Origin of the sequence: Zunongwangia sp. SCSIO 43204 (genome assembly GCF_019904275.1) — a bacterium.
Lineage (GTDB): Bacteria > Bacteroidota > Bacteroidia > Flavobacteriales > Flavobacteriaceae > Zunongwangia > Zunongwangia mangrovi.
Genome location: NZ_CP063204.1, coordinates 2,455,980 through 2,477,111, shown reverse-complemented (window position 1 = coordinate 2,477,111; position 21,132 = coordinate 2,455,980). Strand labels below are relative to the sequence as shown.

Below are 21,132 nucleotides of genomic sequence, written 5' to 3'. Positions count from 1 at the left end.
CGGTGATTTGCTTTAATGTCATCTATCCAAAATAACGTATCGCAATTATATAGAATAACCTACGAGGCTTATTCTAAGTTTGCTAACGGAATTAATGGATGCACAAGTTTTCCTGAGATAGGAAAAGTAGTAGAAAAGCATTTAAAGTATATCTTAAACTTTCATGTCATCAAACTGCTTATTGAGAAAGATAATATTCTTTTTGAGTATTCTTTATGCGGAAGTGACATTTGGTTTAAACAAAAGAAACTGGAAGATTTAAGCCAGGAAGAATTAAATCTTGCTAAAACAGGTATTCCCATAAGAACAAGTAATATACCCAAGGATATTGCAGATGGTAGATTAGATATTTCTAAACTTAAAAATCCACAATTATGGGCATGGCTTTTTAATAAAGATGATCACAAAATGATCGTTTCTTTAGTCGCCGATGAAAACCGTGTTTTTACCAGTAGAGATATTGAAATATTGAAACTGGCTGCAGACTGTTTTGATGCTAAGTTTAAAGAGTTAAATCTTAAAAGAGAATTAGCAAAGAAAAACAGAATCCTGGAAGGTGCACTTACCACGATTCAGGATCAAAATGCAGAAATTAGTAAGATCAATAAAAATCAAAAAAAGATAATTCGAAAAAGAACTGAAGAGATCTTGAAAAAGAATGAAAAACTTTTAAAGATCTCTGTACTTAATGCTCATAATGTAAAAGAGCCATTATCCAGGATCCAGGGAATTATTGATTTATTTGATATAATGGACGATCAAAGTTGCAGAGAAGAATTGTTACCCAGGTTAAAATCTTCTGTGGACGAAATGGATGTGATCGTAAGAGAAGTAATAGAAATGGCTTCTAAAGAATTAATAGAATTAAAAGCAAAAGAATGACCCCAATTATCTTAGTTGATGATCAACCCATCGCTAATTTTATTACCAAGAAATTATTGGAAATAGAAGGTTATAAAGAAAATGTAAAAGATTATACAGACGCTTTAAGTGCCTTTGAAAATATAAAAGCTGAAGCTTCTGCAATTATCTTTTTAGATCTTAATATGCCGGTAATGTCTGGATGGGATTTTTTAGAGGAAATGAAAAAATTTGGTCTTTCCCATAAAACTATTATTCTTTCGTCGAGCACCAGCGAATTGGATATTGAAAAAGCAAAACAGTATCCATGCGTGATCGATTATGTGGTAAAACCACTTAACAAGATGAAATTCAATAAAATATCAAGTTATTTAAAAGCTGGATAAAATTATAATTTTTATATAGTAAACTACCTCAGGGCAAGCCCTTGAGGCATTTTTTTGAAAACCGTCTTTGTATTGAGGCAAGCCTCGGAGCATTTAATCTCGATTATCGAGTAAAGCCACAAAGCTAATCTTAACTTTGTGGCTTTATTTTTTCAATATGAATAGCAATCAGGAAGAGTTATTAAAATTGGCTTATACCAAAATGCCATTTGGTAAGTATAAAGACTGGTATTTATCAGATATTCCAGAACCCTACTATGTGTGGTTCAATAAAAAAGGTTTTCCTGCTGGCAAATTTGGAGATCAGCTACGACAGGTGCATGAACTAAAAGTAAATGGAATGGAATTTTTGCTGAAAGAGATTAGAAAAAGATATCCTAGAAATCGCTAATTTCAATCCTATATAAAGTAAAATTTCTTCTAAAACATTAGATTTAAATAGACTTAAAGAAAGCTTAAATATTAGCCTTTAAATTTAGCTGCTTTTTCTATTCTTCTTCGTAATTTAGCGCCCTGAATAATTGGAACGCTTCAAACACTCTTTTAAAATGGCCGAAACCAAGTATATATTTGTTACCGGTGGCGTTTCCTCTTCTTTAGGAAAAGGGATAATCGCAGCATCTTTAGCAAAATTATTACAAGCTCGTGGCTTTAGAACCACTATTCAGAAACTAGATCCCTACATCAATGTAGATCCGGGAACTCTAAATCCATACGAACATGGCGAATGTTATGTGACTGAAGATGGAGCAGAAACAGATCTTGATCTTGGCCATTACGAGCGATTTTTAAATGTAAACACTTCTCAGGCAAATAACGTGACTACTGGTAGAATCTACCAAAGTGTGATCGAAAAAGAGCGCCGTGGAGAATTCTTAGGAAAAACCGTACAAGTTGTACCGCATATCACGAACGAAATAAAAGAACGTATCCAGATTCTTGGTAAAAAGAAGGAATATGATATAGTGATTACTGAAATTGGTGGTACTGTTGGCGACATCGAGTCTTTACCATACATTGAAGCAGTTCGCCAATTAAAATGGGAATTGGGAGATGAAAATGCATTGGTTATTCATCTAACTTTAGTTCCGTTTTTATCGGCTGCCGGAGAGCTTAAAACCAAGCCTACCCAACATAGTGTAAAAACTTTGATGGAAAGCGGACTTAAAGCTGATATCCTGGTTTGTAGAACAGAGCACGAACTATCAGACGATATTCGACGAAAACTGGCTATATTTTGTAATGTTAGGCAAGAAGCTGTAATCCAGTCTATCGATGCGCCTACCATTTACGATGTTCCAAATTTAATGCTGAAGGAAGGTTTAGATACCGTAACCCTGAAGAAATTAGATTTACCAGACGAAACTACTCCTAATTTAGACCAGTGGAATCAATTTCTTGATCGACATAAAAATCCAAAAGCAGAAATAAGAATTGGTCTTATTGGGAAATATGTAGAACTTCAGGATTCTTACAAATCAATCTTAGAAGCCTTTATTCATGCTGGTGCAGAGAATGAAGTTAAAGTTATTGTTGAAAGTATTCATTCAGAATTTATAAACGAGAATACCATCAAGAACAAAATTTCGCATTTAGATGGTGTTTTAGTTGCTCCAGGTTTTGGGGAACGTGGTATTGAAGGAAAAATCGACGCGGTACAATTTGCCCGAGAAAATAAATTACCATTCCTTGGGATTTGTTTAGGTATGCAAATGGCAGTAATCGAATTTGCTCGAAATGTACTTCAGTTAAAAGGTGCCAATTCTACAGAGATGGATCAATCTACCAAACATCCTGTGATCGACATCATGGAAGAGCAAAAAAACATTACCCACATGGGTGGTACAATGCGTCTTGGTGCCTGGGATTGTCATTTAAAAGAAGGATCTGCAATTCATGAGGTTTATGGTAAGGCAGATATTAAAGAGAGACATAGACATCGCTACGAATACAACAACAAATACAAAGAGCAGTTAGAAAAAGCAGGAATGCTAAGCACAGGAATTAACCCTGAAACCGGACTTGTAGAAGTTGTAGAGCTTAAAGACCATCCTTGGTTTGTAGGTGTTCAATATCACCCAGAATATAAAAGTACGGTAGCAAGTCCTCATCCATTATTTGTTGCCTTTGTAAAAGCCGCTTACGAATACTCGAAAAAGAAATCTTAATGCCAGTTTGGCATTAAATAAAATATTGGTCATTTTTTTGACTAATGATAAGGACATCAAATAAAAATCCTTTTTAAGGGTTTAAGTTTTTAGGAAAATATAGAATGGAAGAAAAGAAGATTGATATCCAATCCATCATTGGATTTATTTTAATTGGGGGAATTTTAATCTGGATGTTGTACACCAATAGTCTGGAACAACCACAAGAAGAAACAAATACTCCCGCAAGTACAGAAGAGATTGCATCTCCTGCAAATTCTAATCAGCAATTAGCAAACCAAAACAACGCTAATACCCCAGCAACAGATTCGGCTGCCATTGCACAGGCGCAAAGCAGACTTGGAGCCTTTGGGTATTCGGCTACATTAGCTTCAGCAGAAGATAACACAACAGTTATAGAAAATGATGTATTGCGTTTAGAGGTTGCAAATAAAGGTGGTTATATAGAAGAAGCTGTTTTAAAAAATTACAAAACATACGATTCTATCCCTGTTTATCTGGTTAAAGATGGTAATGCAAAATTCAATATTAATTTTACCACTACAGATGGTAGAACTTTAGATACTGAAAATCTATATTTTGAGCCAAGTATTTCTCAAAGTGGAGACGATCAGGTATTATCGATGAAATTAAAGGTTTCTGAAACCGAATATCTGGAATTTCGTTACGCCTTAAAACCTGGTGAATATATGACAGATTTCAATATTCGTTCACAGGGACTTGCCAGTACTTTTAATGCTTCACAACCTATTAATCTAAACTGGGAATTAAAAGGTTACCGTCACTCCAAAAGTATCTCTTATGAAAATAAGTATACTGTTTTAGCATACGAATATGAAGGCGATAAATATGACGATCTTGGGCATGGTGATGATGAAGAAACCGATGAGGACATATCCTACATCGCTTATAAGCAACATTTCTTTAGTTCTATTTTATTAACGGACACTCCGTTTAAGAATGCCAGATTCCAGTCAAATAATTTAGTTGAAGACGAAGAAGTTGATACTACATTTACTAAAGCTTTTGCTACCAATTTACCTTTAGAGCTTCAAGGCGGTGAGTTAAATTATAATATGAATTGGTACTACGGGCCAACAGATTATAAGCTTCTTAAAGAATATGATAGAAACCTTGATGAAATCGTACCACTAGGATGGGGAATCTTTGGATGGATCAATAAATATGTTTTCATTCCTTTCTTTGCATTTTTAAGTGGTTTCTTACCAAGCTACGGTCTAGCGATCATTGTAATGACCATAGTAGTAAGAATTGTACTTTCTCCTGTTACTTATAAATCGTATCTATCTCAGGCAAAAATGAAGGTTTTACGTCCTGAAATTAACGAGATCAACGAGAAGTATAAGGATAATGCGATGAAAAAGCAGCAGGAAACTATGAAGCTGTACAGTAAAGCAGGTGCCAGCCCAATGAGTGGATGTTTGCCAGCTTTAATGCAGATTCCTATTTTCTATGCGTTATTCCAATTCTTCCCAAGTGCATTTCAGTTAAGACAAAAGAACTTTCTTTGGGCAGACGATTTATCAAGTTATGATGTTATTGCAGAGTTACCATTCCACATTCCGTTTTATGGTGATCACGTAAGTTTGTTCCCAATTTTGGCCTCTGTAGCAATATTCATCTACATGCAAATGACCACGGGACAAAGCATGCAGGCTAACCAACAACCGGGTATGCCAAACATGAAGTTCTTAATGTACCTGTCTCCTATCATGATGTTATTTTTCTTTAACAACTATGCTAGTGGATTATCATTATACTACTTTACATCTAACTTAATTACTATCGGGATTATGTTAGTGATCAAAAACGTGATCGTAGATGAAGATAAGATCCATGCGAAAATCCAGGCAAACAAGGCAAAACCTAAAAAGCAGAATAGGTTTACCAGAAAAATGCAGGAAATGATGGAGCAGGCTGAAGAACAGCAAAAACGAAATAAAAAATAATTATATTGAAATTATATAAAAAAAGCCATTCGATCTGAATGGCTTTTTTTATACCTTATATTTCTGAAAAATTTATTCTTTAATTATCCGATCTACTTCCTGGATAACTCCATTTACTGCCTGAATGTTTGGTGTAACGATCGTAATTATTTCCTCATTCTGTAATTGAATTTTTGGGCCGTCATTTTCAAAAAACTTCAGGATTGCTCCGCTATTTGTAGTCACTTGCAGCGTATCTTCAATGGCATCTGTTCTTAAATTTTCCTGTGGAATAACATGATTATCGATAATTGCCTGTAACTCCGTTTGCGGAATATCAGCAATTTCAGCATAATTATTTTCAGCTAAATATGTAGCCACAGCATCTTCTGAAGCTTGAAGAATAGTATAAACGACATCTTCAGACTCTAAAATATCCAAATAATCTTCAGCACTGTATTCAGCAAAAATACTAGCAAAACTTTGGTTAGAGTTTTGTTGACTCACCAATAAAAAATCGCTTATACTTGGTAGTGACAAAAATGTAGAAATTGGATTTAAATAACCATTATCCAATAAAATATCACCCTGAGCTAGCACAACTTCAGCTTCATTATTAATAAAAAAACTATCATCTGCAGTGGCGGTATACATACTAAGTAATCGATTCGATGCATTCCCAACGCCTAAACTACGAATATAGCCATCTGGAAATTCGCTTAATGTACTTGCACCGGGCTGAATGTGATACCTTAGATAATTTTCTAATTCATCTAAAGGAACATCATTGATGTTAGTATAATTTTTTTCTGAAAGAAAACTATTAAAAGCAGCATTATTGGGTGCAAAAATGGTATGCTGCTGTGTGGTAATATTTAAAACCGAATCTAAGCTGGTCCTATTTAAAGCCGTGGCTAAAACAGCGTAATTAGAATTATTAAGTATAAAATTATTTAAGGTATTATCGGGAATAATCACGTCTCCAGGATCATCTGAAGTTCCACAAGAGAAAAGCAAGCTGCAAAAAATAAAAATTAGTACGATCTTTGCTAATTTCAGAATAAATTTCATCAATTTTAGTTTTAAATAAGACTAAAATAAGCAGAGAATAATTAATATTTGTGTAATATCTGTTAATATGAAAATAGACGAAATTATGAGACTTTCTAATTTTTCAATAAATAGCCTTGCAGTTAAAGTTGCATGTTTTAGCATCACATTTTTAGTTTTTCAAAGTATAAAAGCACAGGAAAGTCCCAACTTAACCGATGCACAGGGAAAAAGACACGGCGAATGGAAAGTGAACTTTCCAGGTAGCACCCAAACAAAATTCGAAGGGACATTTAATCATGGTAAAGAAACCGGAAAGTTCAAATTCTATAAAAAAGGTTACGAAAAACATCCAAGCGCGATCATGAATTTTGATACCGGCAGTGATTCTATAGCTGTAAAATATTATACTCAAAAAGGTGAGGTAATTAGCGAAGGCATGATGCTGAATAAAAAAAGAGCTGGCAAATGGACGACCTACCATAACGAAAGTGACCAAATAATGATGACCGAATATTACAAAAATGATGTTTTAAACGGCCTGCAAACCACCTTCTTCAAAAACGGAAAAGTTGGCGAAAAAACAAATTATGTAAATGGCATAAAAGATGGCAGCAGCCAGATCTATGCTGATAACGGACAACTATTGCAGGATCTTAATTACAAAAATGGAGAATTAGACGGCCATCAAACCTATTACAAACCAGATGGAAGTTTAGTTGCTGAAGGAGATTTTAAAACGGAAGACGCATCGAAGATCAAAACTAATTCTAAAAATTAGTCCAAAATTCAACGAATATCAATACAATTTTCAAGGTGGCTTTCGCCACCTTTTTTTATTTCGTAATTTTACACACTTTATTTCGACTTTATAAAAGATCAGGTTAAAATAGCATGATCGATCAAGTTTAAATTCTATGAAAAAAGTTGTAGTAGGACTATCGGGAGGTGTAGATAGTAGTGTTTCAGCCTATCTTTTAAAAGAACAGGGCTACGAAGTTATTGGATTGTTTATGAAGAACTGGCATGACGATTCAGTGACTATTTCTGATGAATGCCCATGGCTAGAAGATAGCAATGATGCGATGATCGTAGCAGAAAAATTAGGAATTCCTTTTCAAACGGTAGATCTAAGCGAACAATACAAGGAGCGTATCGTAGATTATATGTTTAACGAATACGAACGTGGTAGAACGCCAAATCCAGACGTTTTATGTAATCGTGAGATCAAATTCGACGTTTTTATGAAGATCGCCCTTTCTTTAGGTGCAGATTATGTGGCGACCGGCCATTACTGCCGAAAGGGAGAGATCGAAAAAGATGGGAAAAAGATCTATCAACTTCTATCGGGAAAAGACAATAATAAAGATCAATCTTACTTTTTATGTCAGCTTACCCAGGAACAGCTTTCAAAAACGCTCTTCCCTATTGGCGAGCTTCAAAAATCTGAAGTACGTAGAATTGCTGCGGAACAGGAATTGGTAACAGCAGATAAGAAAGATTCACAGGGACTTTGCTTTATTGGAAAAGTACGATTACCCGATTTTCTTCAGCAAAAATTAAAACCGAAAGAAGGTAATATTGTTGAAATAAAATCTGATATCGAAACCTACAATATCGATACTCCTGAATTTGATTCTAAAATTGAAGAATTAAAATTTCTTGCTCAAAAGCACCAATATCAGCCAAATGATGGAAAAGTTGTAGGGAGACATCAAGGTGCGCATTATTTCACCAAAGGACAGCGCAAAGGTTTGGCCGTTGGCGGAACTCCAGAGCCGCTTTTTGTGATTGATACCGATGTTGAAAAAAACGTAATTTATACAGGACAGGGAAAAAATCACCCGGGAATTTATCGAAAAGCGCTTTTTATCAATGCAGATGAAGTGCATTGGGTGAGAAAGGACCTTAGTTTGCAAGCAGATGAAACCTTGAAGCTAAAAGCAAGAATTAGATATCGCCAGCCTTTACAGGATGCCACTTTACATCAAACTGAACACGGAATGTACATTGTTTTTGAAACTCCGCAAGCCTCTATTACAGAAGGTCAGTTTGTTGCCTGGTATGATGGCGAAGAATTATTAGGGTCTGGCGTAATTTCTTAAATTGCAGGAAACAAATCTGCAATGCCTACCAATAGAATTACAAAACTTTTCAATATAAAATATCCACTTATCCAGGCCGGTATGGTCTGGGCAAGTGGCTGGAAACTGGCTAGTGCCGTTAGTAATGCTGGCGGACTCGGGATTATTGGTTCTGGATCTATGTATCCTGAAGTGCTTAAAGAACACCTCTTAAAATGTAAAAAGGCGACCAATAAACCTTTTGCAGTAAATGTGCCTATGCTCTACCCCAACGTGGAAGAGATCATGCAAATAATTATTGAAGAGAAAGTACCTATCGTTTTTACTTCTGCCGGGAATCCAAAAACCTGGACAAAATATTTACAGGATCATGGCATTACTGTAGTACATGTAGTAAGTAGTGTAAAGTTTGCCTTAAAATCTCAGGAAGCTGGTGTAGATGCTGTTGTTGCTGAAGGTTTTGAAGCCGGTGGCCATAACGGCCGAGATGAAACCACAACCTTCACTCTGATACCAATGGTAAAGGAGAGGTTGAATATTCCGCTAATTGCAGCAGGTGGAATCGCTACCGGTCGCGGGATGCTGGCGGCTATGGTTTTGGGCGCCGATGCCGTACAAATTGGCAGTAGGTTTGTCGCCTCAGAAGAAGCTTCTTCGCATATTAATTTTAAAAAAATGGTGGTGAACGCACAGGAAGGTGATACCAAATTAACTTTAAAAGAACTGGCTCCTGTTCGCTTGCTTAAAAATAAATTTTTCGACGACATTCAAGAATTGTATGCCAAAAATCCTTCAAAAGAAGAATTGCAACAACTTCTAGGACGAGCCCGCGCTAAAAAAGGAATGTTCGAAGGCGATCTGGTTGAAGGTGAACTCGAGATTGGTCAAATTTCAGGATTAATTAAAAATATTAAACCTGCTGCAGATATTGTAACTGAGATTATCGAAGAATTTGAAACAGTTAAATCACAGATAAATCAGTTTTAATTAGCCGCATCGACATTTCTTTGCTTTACAGGATAAGAGATCTCGTGATACCCAATTTTACCATTTGGCGTGATTACTTCTACAACAACCAAAACTTCTTCTACGTTATCTGGATTATAAAAAGAAACCTGGGATGCTTCTCCATTTTCGAGTTTCACTTGTGGCTCCCAAAACACCACACTTCTTAAGTCTGGCTCCTCACTTTCCAAACGTTCCTTGTTTGCATAATTTGGCTGATAAAATTCTTTTTGTGGAGAATAGCCTTTAATGGAAGTCCGTAGAATGCCTTTTGGCTTCTGAGCACCAAAGATTCCCTGTTTTCCATGAGTATAGATCGAAATAACGTCACCTGTTGGCGGAATTTCCATCGGACTCACAAAAGGATAGGCTTGTTGGTAGAGTCGATTAAAATGTTTTGCAAAACGTATAATTTCAACACTTTTTACTTCACTTGGTGGAATATTAGGAATTAGTGAATAATTAAGGTTGTTCACCACCTTCCCATCCATCATTAAAATGGTAGTTCCGCCGCCACCCATCACTTTAGCTTGCAAATCGCCACCCGGTTCCTGAATATCACGCTGAATTCTAATATCATCTGGAAAATTGAACATTAATACGCTGTAAAGCCCGTAAGACCAATCTTTCTCTTTCTCCTGAATTTCTTTACCATCGATCACAACATCTGGTTTACCGGCAAGATCTGCTGTTTTCTGTCGCTCCTCGGTCATTTTATAAGCTTCCAATACAACTTCATCTAATTGGGTAACTCCTTCGGCTAATTCGTATGAAAACTGCTTTTGCTGCTGTCGCTGTTCGTAATTTACAATTTCAGTATAAACACTATCTGGCTTTTCGATTGTTAATCGCTTTTCAAATACTACAGGTAACTTCAAAGGATCTCGAATCTGGATATCAAAATTTCTTTTATTTCCACCTTTCTTACTTTGTATCACGATCTCTCGAGTTTCTTCTTCCAGAAAATCAATATTAAAAATAAACCTTCCTAGGCTATCTGTTTGAAAAGTTTGCACTACCGGTTCGTCACCTAGTGCCATAAAAGACAATTCTACGTTTTCTTTAGGTTTATTAAAAATAGTGCCGTTTACCTTTCCATCTATTGCTAAAACCGGTTCTTCAGGATAATTAAAATGAATTCTTGTGGTATCATATTTATAATTACGCCAACCCTGGGTAAGCAAAAGCGCATCAAGATCGCGTAAACGATAATTATCATCTCGATTAAAATATAAACCGGGATTTTCTATTTTACCGCGAAGCTCAGAGCTTAGATAAAAAAAAGGCAAAATAGAATTACGCTTTTTCTGATTTGAACCTAAAGGATCTTGTGCAAGTGCTAAAATCGATAACTCTGCATCCACAGGTTTTCCTGTACTATCTCTAACCTGAATATTCAGCATAGTTTTTTCTCTGGAAGTATATTCATCTTTATTTGTTGTGACTTCGATCGAAAGTGGTTCTTTTCCAAGATCATTATAATATAAACGCTCGGCCACTGGTTGTTCATCTTTATCAATTAGGGTAAAGCAAACAATTCCGTTAGGAAATCCCTTTGAAGGTAAAGCCGTATAAAATTTCCCATCTTTTACTGGGCCTACAATGTCAAAAAGTTGAACACCTCTAAAACTGGCACGGATAATCAAAGAATCTACATTTTGTGTAGTAGAGGCTATTAGACTAATTCTATCTCCTGTTCTTCTTGCTGAAATGATACTGCCTTTTTTTGATACTTCTGGTAATTGATACACTGAAGTATTTCCATCGATATTGGTAATTTTAGCTATATATTTTTCTGAAGATTTAGGATTAAAAACCGCGACTCCCATCCCGAGTTTATTTGTTTTGAACCTAGTGACGGTATCTTCCTTTTTATTCAGAATAACACCTTCAGTATAAATTCCTTCTCCTTCAAAATCTAGTGCTTTTATTCCTAAAAAATTGGTGCTTCCAGATAAAAGAATGCCGCTTTCTGGCAATATTTGGAGGTCGATCTTGCTTTCATCTAAACTTATGGTTTTGCCAGAGGTAAATCCATTTTCGGTAAGCATCCTAATGCCCACAAAGTCTGGCTTATCTTCTAACTTATGGCTGAGCTTGTATTTTCCATCATTTTCTTTTATCTCTACGGAATCTTGCTTAGCATCGTTAAAATCTAAACCAACTAATATTTTGCGCTTTTGAAGGCTATCTAATTCTTTAGGATAAAAAAAGGCTTCAAGAAAAAATTCTCCTTCTCTTTCTACAATATTGATATTCTGAATCGCATTTTCTTCTTTAGGCAGATTAGGAAAGATTCTAAAATATTTCGAAAAAATAAAGTCATCGTCGAAGTTACGGTTCCATCTGGTATAAGCCCTTATTTTGTATAATCCGGCGGGCATTTTTTTGGGAATCTCGAAATGATTATGGCCACTACCGTCTACAATTTTTACAAGTTTATGATTTATTATTTGTTTTTCTGGTCCTATAAGATCTACATGCAAAACTCCAGATCGTTTAGATGGTTTATGATCTACGGCATTAACTACTAAAGCTTTAAACCATATTGTACTTCCTGCTGCATAATTTCCCCGATCAAATTGCAGATAAATCTTTTCAGCATAAGCAGCTTTAGACAGTACTCGCTCATCCTGAGCAAATCCTATTTGTAAAAAGGCTAAAAATATGAATAAGAATAAGTAGTTTTTTGATTGCATAGCAGATGAAGCTTGGGTTTGATGACTAACCTGAAATAAAAACTTTGATAAACGGATTAACTTATCTCATTCAATTTAAAATTTCATGAAATAAAGTATATTCCCACCTAACATCATAGTCAATTCACTTACAATTTATTACAATTAAAAACAGTCTCAAAACACCTAGCCGAAAATCGATAAAATCAACCGGTATTTTTGAGACTGAAATTTGAAGATATTCTAAAGCTAGAAGATAACTTTCTAATAGTTTTGAGAAGCTATTCCGGTTAAAAAGGCCATTCCGCCAAGGAATACGAAGAATACTATAAAAAGTACGATCATTACTACATAAAGTAGCAACATACCTTTTGCCCAATTCCTACGCGTATAATTAAGGTCGCTTCCAAAAGCCCATACTAAAAGCATTATTATTCCTATAAATGGTAATCCTGCTACAAAGATGTATAGAGCCCATTTTTGGGGAGTTATTAAATTTGGTTGTTCCGGTTGGTTGTAAACTTCCATGGTCTTTAGATTAGGTAAATTAAATATATCCTGCAAGCTAATCAAAAAACTAAAATTTATAGTCGAAGTAGTTAGATAAAAAAAACGCCTCGTTCAATTAGAACGAGGCGTTGATATAATTTTATATAAATGAAATATTACACTACAAATCGAATATCTTTCTCAATATCTGGATGCAAACTATAAAAAACAGGACAGGTTTTAGCTGCGTTTTCTAATATTTTCATCTCTTTAGCCTCATACTTTTTTGGTAAACTTAGCACCACTTCGATCTTTGAAATTCTTCGAGGTTCAGCAGCCATAGTCTTGGTAACTTCAGCGGTAGTTCCTTCTATAGAAATTCCCATGGCTTCCGCCTTTATTCCCATAATGGTAAGCATACAGGTGGCCAAAGCAGTTGCAACTGTATCTGTAGGAGAAAATGATTCTCCCTTCCCGTGATTATCTACCGGGGCATCTGTTATAATTTTAGTTCCGCTTTGCAGGTGTTCTGCTTCAGTCCTTAAACTCCCTAAATATGTTACTTTGGCTGTCATCGGCTATTTGTAAAGTTAAATCTGGATTTATTTGAAGAATATAAACCGCTTTATTTCTAAAACCGCCACCTGGCTGTGGTTCGTATAAAAATTTGTTCTCGTTATATTCAGTAAAGCCATTAAAATCGTTGAAGGAAGCATAAATATCTTCTGAAGCTCCCAGTCGAAGTAACACATCCATCGTTAGATCATATCCTCTTACGGCATATTGATTTGGTGTTACCCCAAATTCTTCTTCGTACTTACTTATAAAATCTTCAGAAACTTCAATATTATATTCTTTATCTACAGATGGATAGTGAAAATATAGTTTTCCAAGATCTTCATTCGAAATACTTTCATTATCGTAGCTATCGTTTTTATTGGTAGTGAATAATGTGATATCCAACTCTTCTCTTAGCAATCTGTTTAATGCTGAAACGGTGCTGCTAATTACCCCTACGCTGCTAGATTCTAAGATCACCCAGTTTTGTGCTGCTGGTAAAAGTGCATTTTTTAAACTTTCTTCTGAAACATAACCATCTACAGCATTTACTGTTCTTGCCGCTGGAAAAATCTGATTCAGTTTATTTTTAATCTCAAAAGATTTAGAATCTGAAACAATGATGATATTTTTCCCTTCGCCAAATTTCTGAAGATACTCTAACATCGTATTGCTCATTTCCTGCTGAGTAGGACGGGCAATAAATAAATTGTTCCCGCCTCGCATTTCTTTATCTGAAAGCGGAGTAAATACCGGAATATTTCTGTTTCTTAAACGCTGTGCTACAGCTTCTGTAGTAGATTGAAGCAAGGGACCAATAACTGCATCTACATTGCTGAAGTTATTCGTATTAATAATATTTGTTACTTCTGAAGCATTTCTTTTGGTATCGTAAATTTTAGCCTGTGTAGAAATCCCAAGTTCCTTAGCATCTTCTATCGCCAATTTAGCACCACTATAAAAATCAAGACTTATTCTTAAAACACGATCATCTAAAACTGCATTGTCGTAATCTGGTGTCCCAATAGAGTCTACAGCCACATTATCTAAACTGTATGGTAACATAAAAACCAAATTCTTCGGACTAAAATTAGACAATGAATCTTTTAAATTCAGTTTCTTCCCCTGTAATTCTTCAGCTTCGTTACTTAATGTTGGTTCTACCCAATCTTCTGGATCCTGCTCTTCTGGATTTGGAACTTTTAGCACCATACCCCATTCTAATCCTTCTTTTTCTACAATTGGATTAAGAGCTAAAATAGAATCCTGAGTTACGTGAAAACGTTGCGCTAAACCAAATAAAGTTTCTTGTGGTTTTACTTCGTAGAACTTAAAATTTTTATCTAAAAGCACCACAGGGTCTGGAGAAACATTAGTTCCTACCCTCAACATGATGCCAGGCTGCAACACATCTACTGTAGGATTTAAGGCCTCTAGTTCTTTTACCGTTAAACCATATTTTCTGGCGATGCCAAATTTGGTTTCTTTTGGTAAGACAATATGCTCTCTAACTTCGTTTTTGTCAAATTCCTGACGAATTTCTTCCTTAGAAGAATTATTTGGTTTCGCGACTACACGATCTAATTTCCTAAAAACAGGAATACGAATAGTCTCTCCTTTTTGAAGTTCTTTAGAATATAAATGCTTGTTATAACGTTTAATATCGTCTACTTCAACATTGTATTGCTGTGATAGTCGAAATAGATTTTCTTTCTTTTTTACCGTGTGCTCTTTAAATTTAACCGGGTCTAAACTTGGTGATCCAATTTTAGCTGGCATTCCTTTGTCTTTTACAGCTAATGGAATTACCAGCTTGGAAGATTCGTCGATACCATTTTTTGCATCAGGATTATATTTGTAGATATCATCTTCAGAAATATTATAATCCTTAGAAATACTGTAAACAGTCTCTCCTTTCTTAACTGTATGATATTTAAATTCCTGCGAAGAAGCAGAAACACTCATCATACAAAAGAAGCAAATTAAAAAAAGGTATCTCATTTTATTGAATTTTAGACTTTATAGGTGCTATACAAATTCTATTCCCATTCGATCGTCGCCGGTGGTTTAGAACTTATATCATACACTACCCTATTAACGCCTTTTACTCTATTTATTATTGTATTCGAAGTTTTTTGTAAAAATTCGTAAGGTAAATTTACCCAATCTGCCGTCATCCCATCTGTAGACTCAACAGCTCTTAAGGCAACAACCTGCTCGTAAGTACGCTCGTCTCCCATAACGCCTACAGATTGTACTGGCAGTAAAATAGCACCAGCCTGCCAAACGTGATCATAAAGTCCCCAGTCTCTTAATCCCTGGATAAACACATGATCTACTTCTTGCAATATTCTAACTTTTTCTGCCGTAATATCTCCAAGTATTCTAATCGCCAAACCTGGCCCTGGAAATGGGTGACGTCCCAATAAGGTTTTATCGATCCCTAACTCGGCACCAACACGTCTAACCTCATCTTTAAATAACATTCGTAATGGCTCAACAACTTTAAGTTTCATAAAATCTGGTAAACCACCCACATTATGATGTGATTTTATAGTTACTGAAGGACCATTAACCGAGATTGATTCGATAACATCTGGATAAATAGTTCCCTGTGCTAAATAAGTTACGTCTTTTATTTCGTGCGCCTCATCATCAAAAACTTCAATAAAAGTGTTGCCTATCGCTTTTCTTTTTAATTCTGGATCGCTAACACCTGCTAAAGCATCAAGAAAACGTGCAGAAGAATCTACTCCTTTTACGTTTAATCCCATGTCTTTATATTGATGAAGTACGTCCTCGAATTCATTTTTACGAAGCAAACCGTTATTTACAAAAATACAATACAGGTTCTTACCAATCGCCTTATGTAAAAGCATCGCTGCTACTGTAGAATCTACACCACCACTAAGTCCTAAAACAACTTTGTCCTCACCAATCTTCTCTTTTAACTCGGCTACAGTTAGATCTACAAACGCACCTGGTGTCCAGCTTTGTTCTACACCAGCAATATGCACTAAAAAGTTTTCTAATAATTGTTTACCATCTGTAGAGTGATAAACTTCTGGGTGAAACTGAATCGCAAAAGTTTCTTCTCCCTCTATACGATAAGCTGCGTTTAGCACATCTGTTGTACTGGCTAGCCTTACCGCGTTTTCTGGCAATTCTTTTATCGTATCACTATGGCTCATCCAAACCTGAGAGTTCTCTTTGATATTATCAAAAAGTGGCTCGGCATCTTTTATTACAGATAAATTGGCTCTACCATATTCTCTGGTTTCAGAAGGTTCTACCTTACCGCCATGAAAATGTGCCAGGTACTGTGCACCATAGCAAACCGCCAGCATTGGTAATTTACCTCTAATTTGAGAAAGATCAGGGTGAGGAGCATCTTCTGCTCTTACTGAAAACGGACTTCCTGAAAGGACAACCGCTTTAAAGCCTGAAAGGTCTTGTGGAACTTTGTGAAAAGGGTGAATTTCGCAGTAAATGTTCAATTCTCTTACGCGTCTTGCAATCAATTGCGTATACTGCGAACCGAAGTCTAAGATGAGTACGTTATTTTGCATGCGCAAAATTAAGAATTTGAGCTAAAAATAAAATACAAACCACAATTATTTTCCAGTTATTGATCTACCTGCAAATTATCAGCTTTTCGCCAGACTATTATCATATCTTTTCTTAAACTATAATTAAAGTTTATTTTTTGATCTTTATACTATCTCCCCATTAAGTTTAAACTTCAAGTTGCTTTTTTCCAATTTTATTATTTTATTTGTTTTAACCTAACTTTAACTATTTATCAAAATCCCCCAATCGCATGAATAATCAGCAGGAAGAGGAATATATGAATTCATTACATCCTTCGCGATCTGTTTTAGAGCTTATCTATTATATAATGACCGTGATTTGTGTCATTGGAATCGTATCTATAATATTTCAGCTTTTATAAAAAACTTAGATCCAAAATCGCTATTTTTATAGTATAACCTCTTTATACTATGAAATATTTAAGCGCAATCATTTTTTCTATTGCTATCGTTATCGCAGCCTGGTTTTTAGGCAACTCTTACGTTGATAGAGCTAATCCAGATGGCACCATTTCTGTTACCGGTGCGGGTAGCGAAAACTTTACTTCAGATCTTATTGTTTGGGAAGGGCGGTTTAGCCAAATGAGTGAAAATCTCGAAACAGCCTACAACCAGCTTAACCAGGAAAAAAAGACCGTAAAAGATTATTTAATCGAAAAAGGAATTAAAGAAGAGAATATCGTTTTTAATTCGGTACAAACTAACGAACAGCGCGAACAGAAATATCAAAACGGAAATTACGTAGGTAGTATCTTTAAAGGTTACCAGCTTTCACAAAGTGTAAAGATCGAATCTAATGATGTTGAATTGATCGAAAATGTTTCCAGAGAAATAACCGAATTACTGAATAAAGGCGTTCAGTTTAATTCTACTCCGCCTCGATATTATTACACCAAACTTGCCGATCTTAAAATTGAAATGATCTCTAAAGCTACTGAAGATGCAAGAGTACGTGCTGAAAAAATCGCAGAAAATTCTGGCGGAACTTTAGGTGAACTGAAAAGTGCCAATATGGGAGTTTTTCAGATCACAGGACAAAATAGTGGCGAAGATTATAGCTGGAGCGGCGCCTACAATACTGCCGATAAACGTAAAACTGCGAGCATCACTATGCGTTTGGAATATGAGATTGAGTAAAGTAGTGAGTAATGAGTAGTGAGTAGTGAGTAGTGAGTAGTGAGTAGTGAGTAGTGAGTAGTGAGTAGTGAGTAGTGAGTAAAATTCTTATTTTAATAATAATTATAAAATAAAAAAGCTTCAGGTTTTATAGGAACAACCTGAAGCTTTTTTATTTCAATTTAATTCTGAATTTCAGAAAAAATAAAGCTATTTCATCGATTCTAAGATCTTATCGATATCATCTTCCGTAGTATCTGGATTGATAAAACAAAAACGAGCTACGGTTTCCTTTTTCCATTTTGTTGGTGTCACCAATGCAAAACCAGAATTATGATTTTTATAGGTCCAATCTTTATATTGATCTGGCGTCCAATCTTTTCTTCGGAATAAAACTACAGATAAACTAGAAGGTCGTACCACTTCAACATGATCACTGTCTTTTACTTTTTGCTCAGCGATTTTTGCCAATTCGATTCCGCGTTCAATCGCTTGCTTATATTTGTTGGTTCCGTGCATTGCTAAAGAAAACCATAAAGGCATCCCTCTTACACGGCGCGTCAACTGAATTTGATAATCTGCCGGATTAAAACCCTGCGCACCTTCATCCTTAAAAATTTCTAGATAAGCTCCTTTTTGGGAATGTGCATTTTTCGCATGCTCTAAATTCTTATAAATTACCGCTCCGCAATCGTAAGGAGAAAATAACCATTTATGAGGATCGATCGTGATACTATCGGCTTTTTCGATTCCGTTAAATAAATGTCGAACCGAATTTGCTGCCAAAGCGCCACCACCATAAGCACAATCTACATGAAACCAGACATTTTCCTTTTCACAAACATCTGCGATAGAATCTAATTCGTCTATAATTCCCGCATTGGTAGTTCCACCTGTAGCGACCACAGCAAATAAGCGTTTTCTATCTTTTTCTTCCAGCTCGTCGATCGCTCTGCGGAGTTCTGCTCCGGTAATCCTTTCATCATCATTATCGATCATCACCACATCGGCATCGATCACTTTTGCCATCGCCTGTACCGAGCTGTGCGCACCATCTGAAGTTAACAACAACCCACGCACACTTACATTATCTGAAGATCTTCTTCGCCATTCTTCTCTTGCCGCAACCATTGCAGATAAGTTTGCTGCTGTACCACCACTGGTAAAAACACCAAAAGCGGTATCTGGTAAACCGGTAAGCGAAACCAGCCATTTCATCGCCTGGTTTTCACAAAAAATTCCGCCGGCACCTTCCATCCAGTAAGCTCCATGAATACTGGAAGCCGAGGTTACCAAATCGAACATGATTGCGGCCCGAGTTGGCGCTGCCGGTACAAATGCTAAATGTCTTGGGTGATCGATAGGTACACAAGCTTTCACCAAAACATCTTTAAAAAGTTTAAAGGCATTCTCGCCACCAATCCCATTTGGAGTGATGGTTTCACCTACTATTCGTAATAATTCGTCTTCTTTTTTAGGAGAGCCAAGCTCTGGCGTTACATTCGAGATACGATCTATGGTATATTTCATAACGTCTAGCGTCATTTCTACCAGATCCATATCTATCGTATGCATTTTATTTTGTTCCAAAAGTGAGGATTTTAAAATGTTGTTCTAAGGGATTTAATTGCTCAAAAAGTGTATCTAAAAGTTCCTGCCCGTAGATCGCATAAACTTCAGAGAAATTGGTTTGTCGCTCTTGCAAACTTCGATTTGGGAAAAGTTGATTTTGCAAATCTGCAATTCGGCTTACTTCATCTTTCAACTTTCGTTTCTGCGCTTTTAGCAATCGTTTCTCTAAATGATCTAAACCTTTTAATTGTTTTACTTCCTGTGCTTTTACAGCGCCTAAGAAAGATTTATCGGTTTTTTCAGCCAGCTCGTACATTTCTTCGAACTGCTTTTGCAAATGCTCTTTTTGTTTACTGAAATCTATATCGATATTCGATATTTTTCGCACTTTTCTGTTGATCAGTTCGTGTTGCTTCAGAAATAATTCTTTATTCGAAATATCTAATTTCTCTCGCTTTTCTTTTTGCTTTTCTGATTGAAGTAATGCTGAATTACGTAATAAAAGCATCGGAAAAGGTACATTTTCAGCTTCAAAATAGTCTTTTAGCTCTAACCAGTACGCTAATTCTCCGCCACCGCCGATATAGCATAAATTAGGAAGAATCACTTCCTGATAAAGCGGACGCAGCATCACATTCGGACTAAAATATTGCGGATTTTCATGCAATTCTGCCAAAATCTCGTCTTTTGTCCTTTCTATTTGCTTCTCGTGCACATAAAACTTACCATCTCGCTTAATTATACGTTCACGATAGCCATTATTTAGATAAAATAAATTGATCTCTCGTGGATTTACCTGAACATTATAACCAAGATTCGATAATTTTTCGGTCTTTTCTTTTGTGTTTTCAAAAGAACGCTGTTCCAGCAATTCATTTTCAGCATAAGGAACAAACAACTTTTTTAACTCGGCTTGCTGCGCTCCCATAATCACTAAACCATATTGCTTAAAAAGCTCATTGGCCAGGTAACGCGTAGCTTCAGTTAAATTTGTATGTTCTAAATAGGCTTTTTTAAACAAAGATTTCAGATGATCTGCAGCTTCTCCGCCCCCAATTTCTGCTGAAAAAAGTTCGAAAACTTCATCTAAACCTTCCGTAGAAAGATAACCTACAGCATCAATTTCAGCACCTTTTTCAGTAGAATTCCACTGAAATTTCTTTCCATTTAAATTGAAATAATTGATTTCAGCAAAATCGTGATCTTCTGTAGCCATCCAGTAAATGGGCACAAAATCATATTCTGGATGCTCTTTTTTAAGAATCTTTGTAAGATTAATTACTGAAATGATCTTGTATAAAAAATAAAGCGGCCCCGTAAAAAGATTAAGCTGATGCCCGGTAGTGATCGTAAAAGTAGTGTCTTTAGAAAGTGCCTCGATATTGGCTAAAGTAGCTTCAGAAACGTCAAAACCTTTGAATTGTTGCTGAAGACTTTCTACCAGAACCTTCCTGTTTTCATTAGAAAAACTTTGCTGCTTTTCTTTAATTTGAGCTTCAAAATTTCCAATTTCAGGAAAGCGATTATAAAATGGGGACAGGTCTTCCTTTTTATCCAAATAATCCAAAATGAGTTTGGAGAAATAATTGGTTTCGGAATACGAAATACAATCGGTTGGCATACACT

At 35.8% G+C, this 21,132-nt stretch carries 18 protein-coding genes; 10 read left to right on the top strand and 8 right to left on the bottom strand.

Going from position 1 to position 21,132, the window contains the following annotated elements:
• Positions 1–15 precede the first annotated feature (15 nt).
• From INR75_RS10850 to yidC, 5 genes are all read left to right on the top strand, one after another.
• Positions 16–882 carry a histidine kinase gene (locus tag INR75_RS10850; RefSeq protein ID WP_223088818.1) on the top strand — a complete coding sequence of 289 codons (867 nt, stop codon included), beginning with the start codon at positions 16–18 and terminating at the stop codon, positions 880–882.
• On the top strand, positions 879–1,247 hold the full coding sequence (locus INR75_RS10845; RefSeq protein WP_092542628.1) for a response regulator: 369 nt from the start codon (positions 879–881) through the stop codon (positions 1,245–1,247). The genes INR75_RS10850 and INR75_RS10845 overlap by 4 nt, the downstream gene beginning before the upstream one ends.
• Positions 1,248–1,404: 157 nt before the next feature.
• Positions 1,405–1,638 (top strand): DUF3820 family protein, encoded by a 234-nt coding sequence (locus tag INR75_RS10840; protein ID WP_092542630.1) that lies wholly within the window; start codon positions 1,405–1,407, stop codon positions 1,636–1,638.
• A gap of 157 nt (positions 1,639–1,795) precedes the next feature.
• Positions 1,796–3,415: a CTP synthase gene (locus INR75_RS10835; RefSeq protein ID WP_223088817.1), complete on the top strand. Its 1,620-nt coding sequence runs from the start codon at positions 1,796–1,798 to the stop codon at positions 3,413–3,415.
• Positions 3,416–3,519: 104 nt separating this feature from the next.
• Entirely contained in the window at positions 3,520–5,385 is a 1,866-nt protein-coding gene (gene yidC, locus INR75_RS10830) for a membrane protein insertase YidC (protein ID WP_223088816.1), read from the top strand.
• 72 nt (positions 5,386–5,457) lie between these two features.
• Here the strand turns inward: yidC and INR75_RS10825 are convergent, their stop codons facing one another.
• Entirely contained in the window at positions 5,458–6,435 is a 978-nt protein-coding gene (locus INR75_RS10825) for a fasciclin domain-containing protein (protein WP_223088815.1), read from the bottom strand.
• Between the two features lie 67 nt (positions 6,436–6,502).
• Here INR75_RS10825 and INR75_RS10820 point away from each other — a divergent pair, with 67 nt between their 5' ends.
• The 3 genes from INR75_RS10820 (at position 6,503) to INR75_RS10810 (ending at position 9,485) form a co-directional block, all read left to right on the top strand.
• Positions 6,503–7,195: a toxin-antitoxin system YwqK family antitoxin gene (locus tag INR75_RS10820; protein ID WP_255584518.1), complete on the top strand. Its 693-nt coding sequence runs from the start codon at positions 6,503–6,505 to the stop codon at positions 7,193–7,195.
• Positions 7,196–7,331: 136 nt separating this feature from the next.
• Positions 7,332–8,519: a tRNA 2-thiouridine(34) synthase MnmA gene (gene mnmA / locus INR75_RS10815; RefSeq protein WP_223088814.1), complete on the top strand. Its 1,188-nt coding sequence runs from the start codon at positions 7,332–7,334 to the stop codon at positions 8,517–8,519.
• A gap of 21 nt (positions 8,520–8,540) precedes the next feature.
• Positions 8,541–9,485 carry a nitronate monooxygenase family protein gene (locus INR75_RS10810; RefSeq protein WP_223088813.1) on the top strand — a complete coding sequence of 315 codons (945 nt, stop codon included), beginning with the start codon at positions 8,541–8,543 and terminating at the stop codon, positions 9,483–9,485.
• On the opposite strand, the gene INR75_RS10805 is transcribed toward INR75_RS10810, so the two are convergent.
• The 5 genes from INR75_RS10805 to guaA all read right to left on the bottom strand — a co-directional run bounded on the left by INR75_RS10805 (position 9,482) and on the right by guaA (position 16,797).
• Entirely contained in the window at positions 9,482–12,202 is a 2,721-nt protein-coding gene (locus INR75_RS10805; RefSeq protein ID WP_223088812.1) for a hypothetical protein, read from the bottom strand. The two genes, INR75_RS10810 and INR75_RS10805, sit on opposite strands and share 4 nt — an antisense overlap.
• 243 nt (positions 12,203–12,445) lie before the next feature.
• Positions 12,446–12,709, bottom strand: a complete 264-nt coding sequence (locus tag INR75_RS10800) for a hypothetical protein (RefSeq protein ID WP_092542644.1) — start codon at positions 12,707–12,709, stop codon at positions 12,446–12,448.
• 137 nt (positions 12,710–12,846) lie between these two features.
• Positions 12,847–13,245, bottom strand: a complete 399-nt coding sequence (locus INR75_RS10795; RefSeq protein WP_223088811.1) for an OsmC family protein — start codon at positions 13,243–13,245, stop codon at positions 12,847–12,849.
• Positions 13,205–15,229 carry a LysM peptidoglycan-binding domain-containing protein gene (locus INR75_RS10790; RefSeq protein ID WP_255584517.1) on the bottom strand — a complete coding sequence of 675 codons (2,025 nt, stop codon included), beginning with the start codon at positions 15,227–15,229 and terminating at the stop codon, positions 13,205–13,207. The genes INR75_RS10795 and INR75_RS10790 overlap by 41 nt, the downstream gene beginning before the upstream one ends.
• A gap of 38 nt (positions 15,230–15,267) precedes the next feature.
• Positions 15,268–16,797, bottom strand: a complete 1,530-nt coding sequence (gene guaA, locus INR75_RS10785) for a glutamine-hydrolyzing GMP synthase (protein ID WP_223088810.1) — start codon at positions 16,795–16,797, stop codon at positions 15,268–15,270.
• A gap of 251 nt (positions 16,798–17,048) precedes the next feature.
• Here guaA and INR75_RS20470 point away from each other — a divergent pair, with 251 nt between their 5' ends.
• Together INR75_RS20470 and INR75_RS10780 are read left to right on the top strand one after the other, a co-directional pair.
• The gene (locus INR75_RS20470) at positions 17,049–17,180 is read left to right on the top strand and encodes a hypothetical protein (RefSeq protein WP_255584516.1); all 132 of its coding nucleotides are present in this window, start codon (positions 17,049–17,051) and stop codon (positions 17,178–17,180) included.
• Positions 17,181–17,229: 49 nt separating this feature from the next.
• Positions 17,230–17,955 carry an SIMPL domain-containing protein gene (locus tag INR75_RS10780; protein WP_223088809.1) on the top strand — a complete coding sequence of 242 codons (726 nt, stop codon included), beginning with the start codon at positions 17,230–17,232 and terminating at the stop codon, positions 17,953–17,955.
• 189 nt (positions 17,956–18,144) lie between these two features.
• On the opposite strand, the gene INR75_RS10775 is transcribed toward INR75_RS10780, so the two are convergent.
• Entirely contained in the window at positions 18,145–19,509 is a 1,365-nt protein-coding gene (locus tag INR75_RS10775; protein WP_223091906.1) for an aminotransferase class V-fold PLP-dependent enzyme, read from the bottom strand.
• Position 19,510: 1 nt separating this feature from the next.
• Positions 19,511–21,127, bottom strand: coding sequence for a bacillithiol biosynthesis cysteine-adding enzyme BshC (gene bshC, locus INR75_RS10770; RefSeq protein ID WP_223088808.1), 1,617 nt, complete (start codon positions 21,125–21,127; stop codon positions 19,511–19,513).
• Positions 21,128–21,132: the final 5 nt, after the last annotated feature.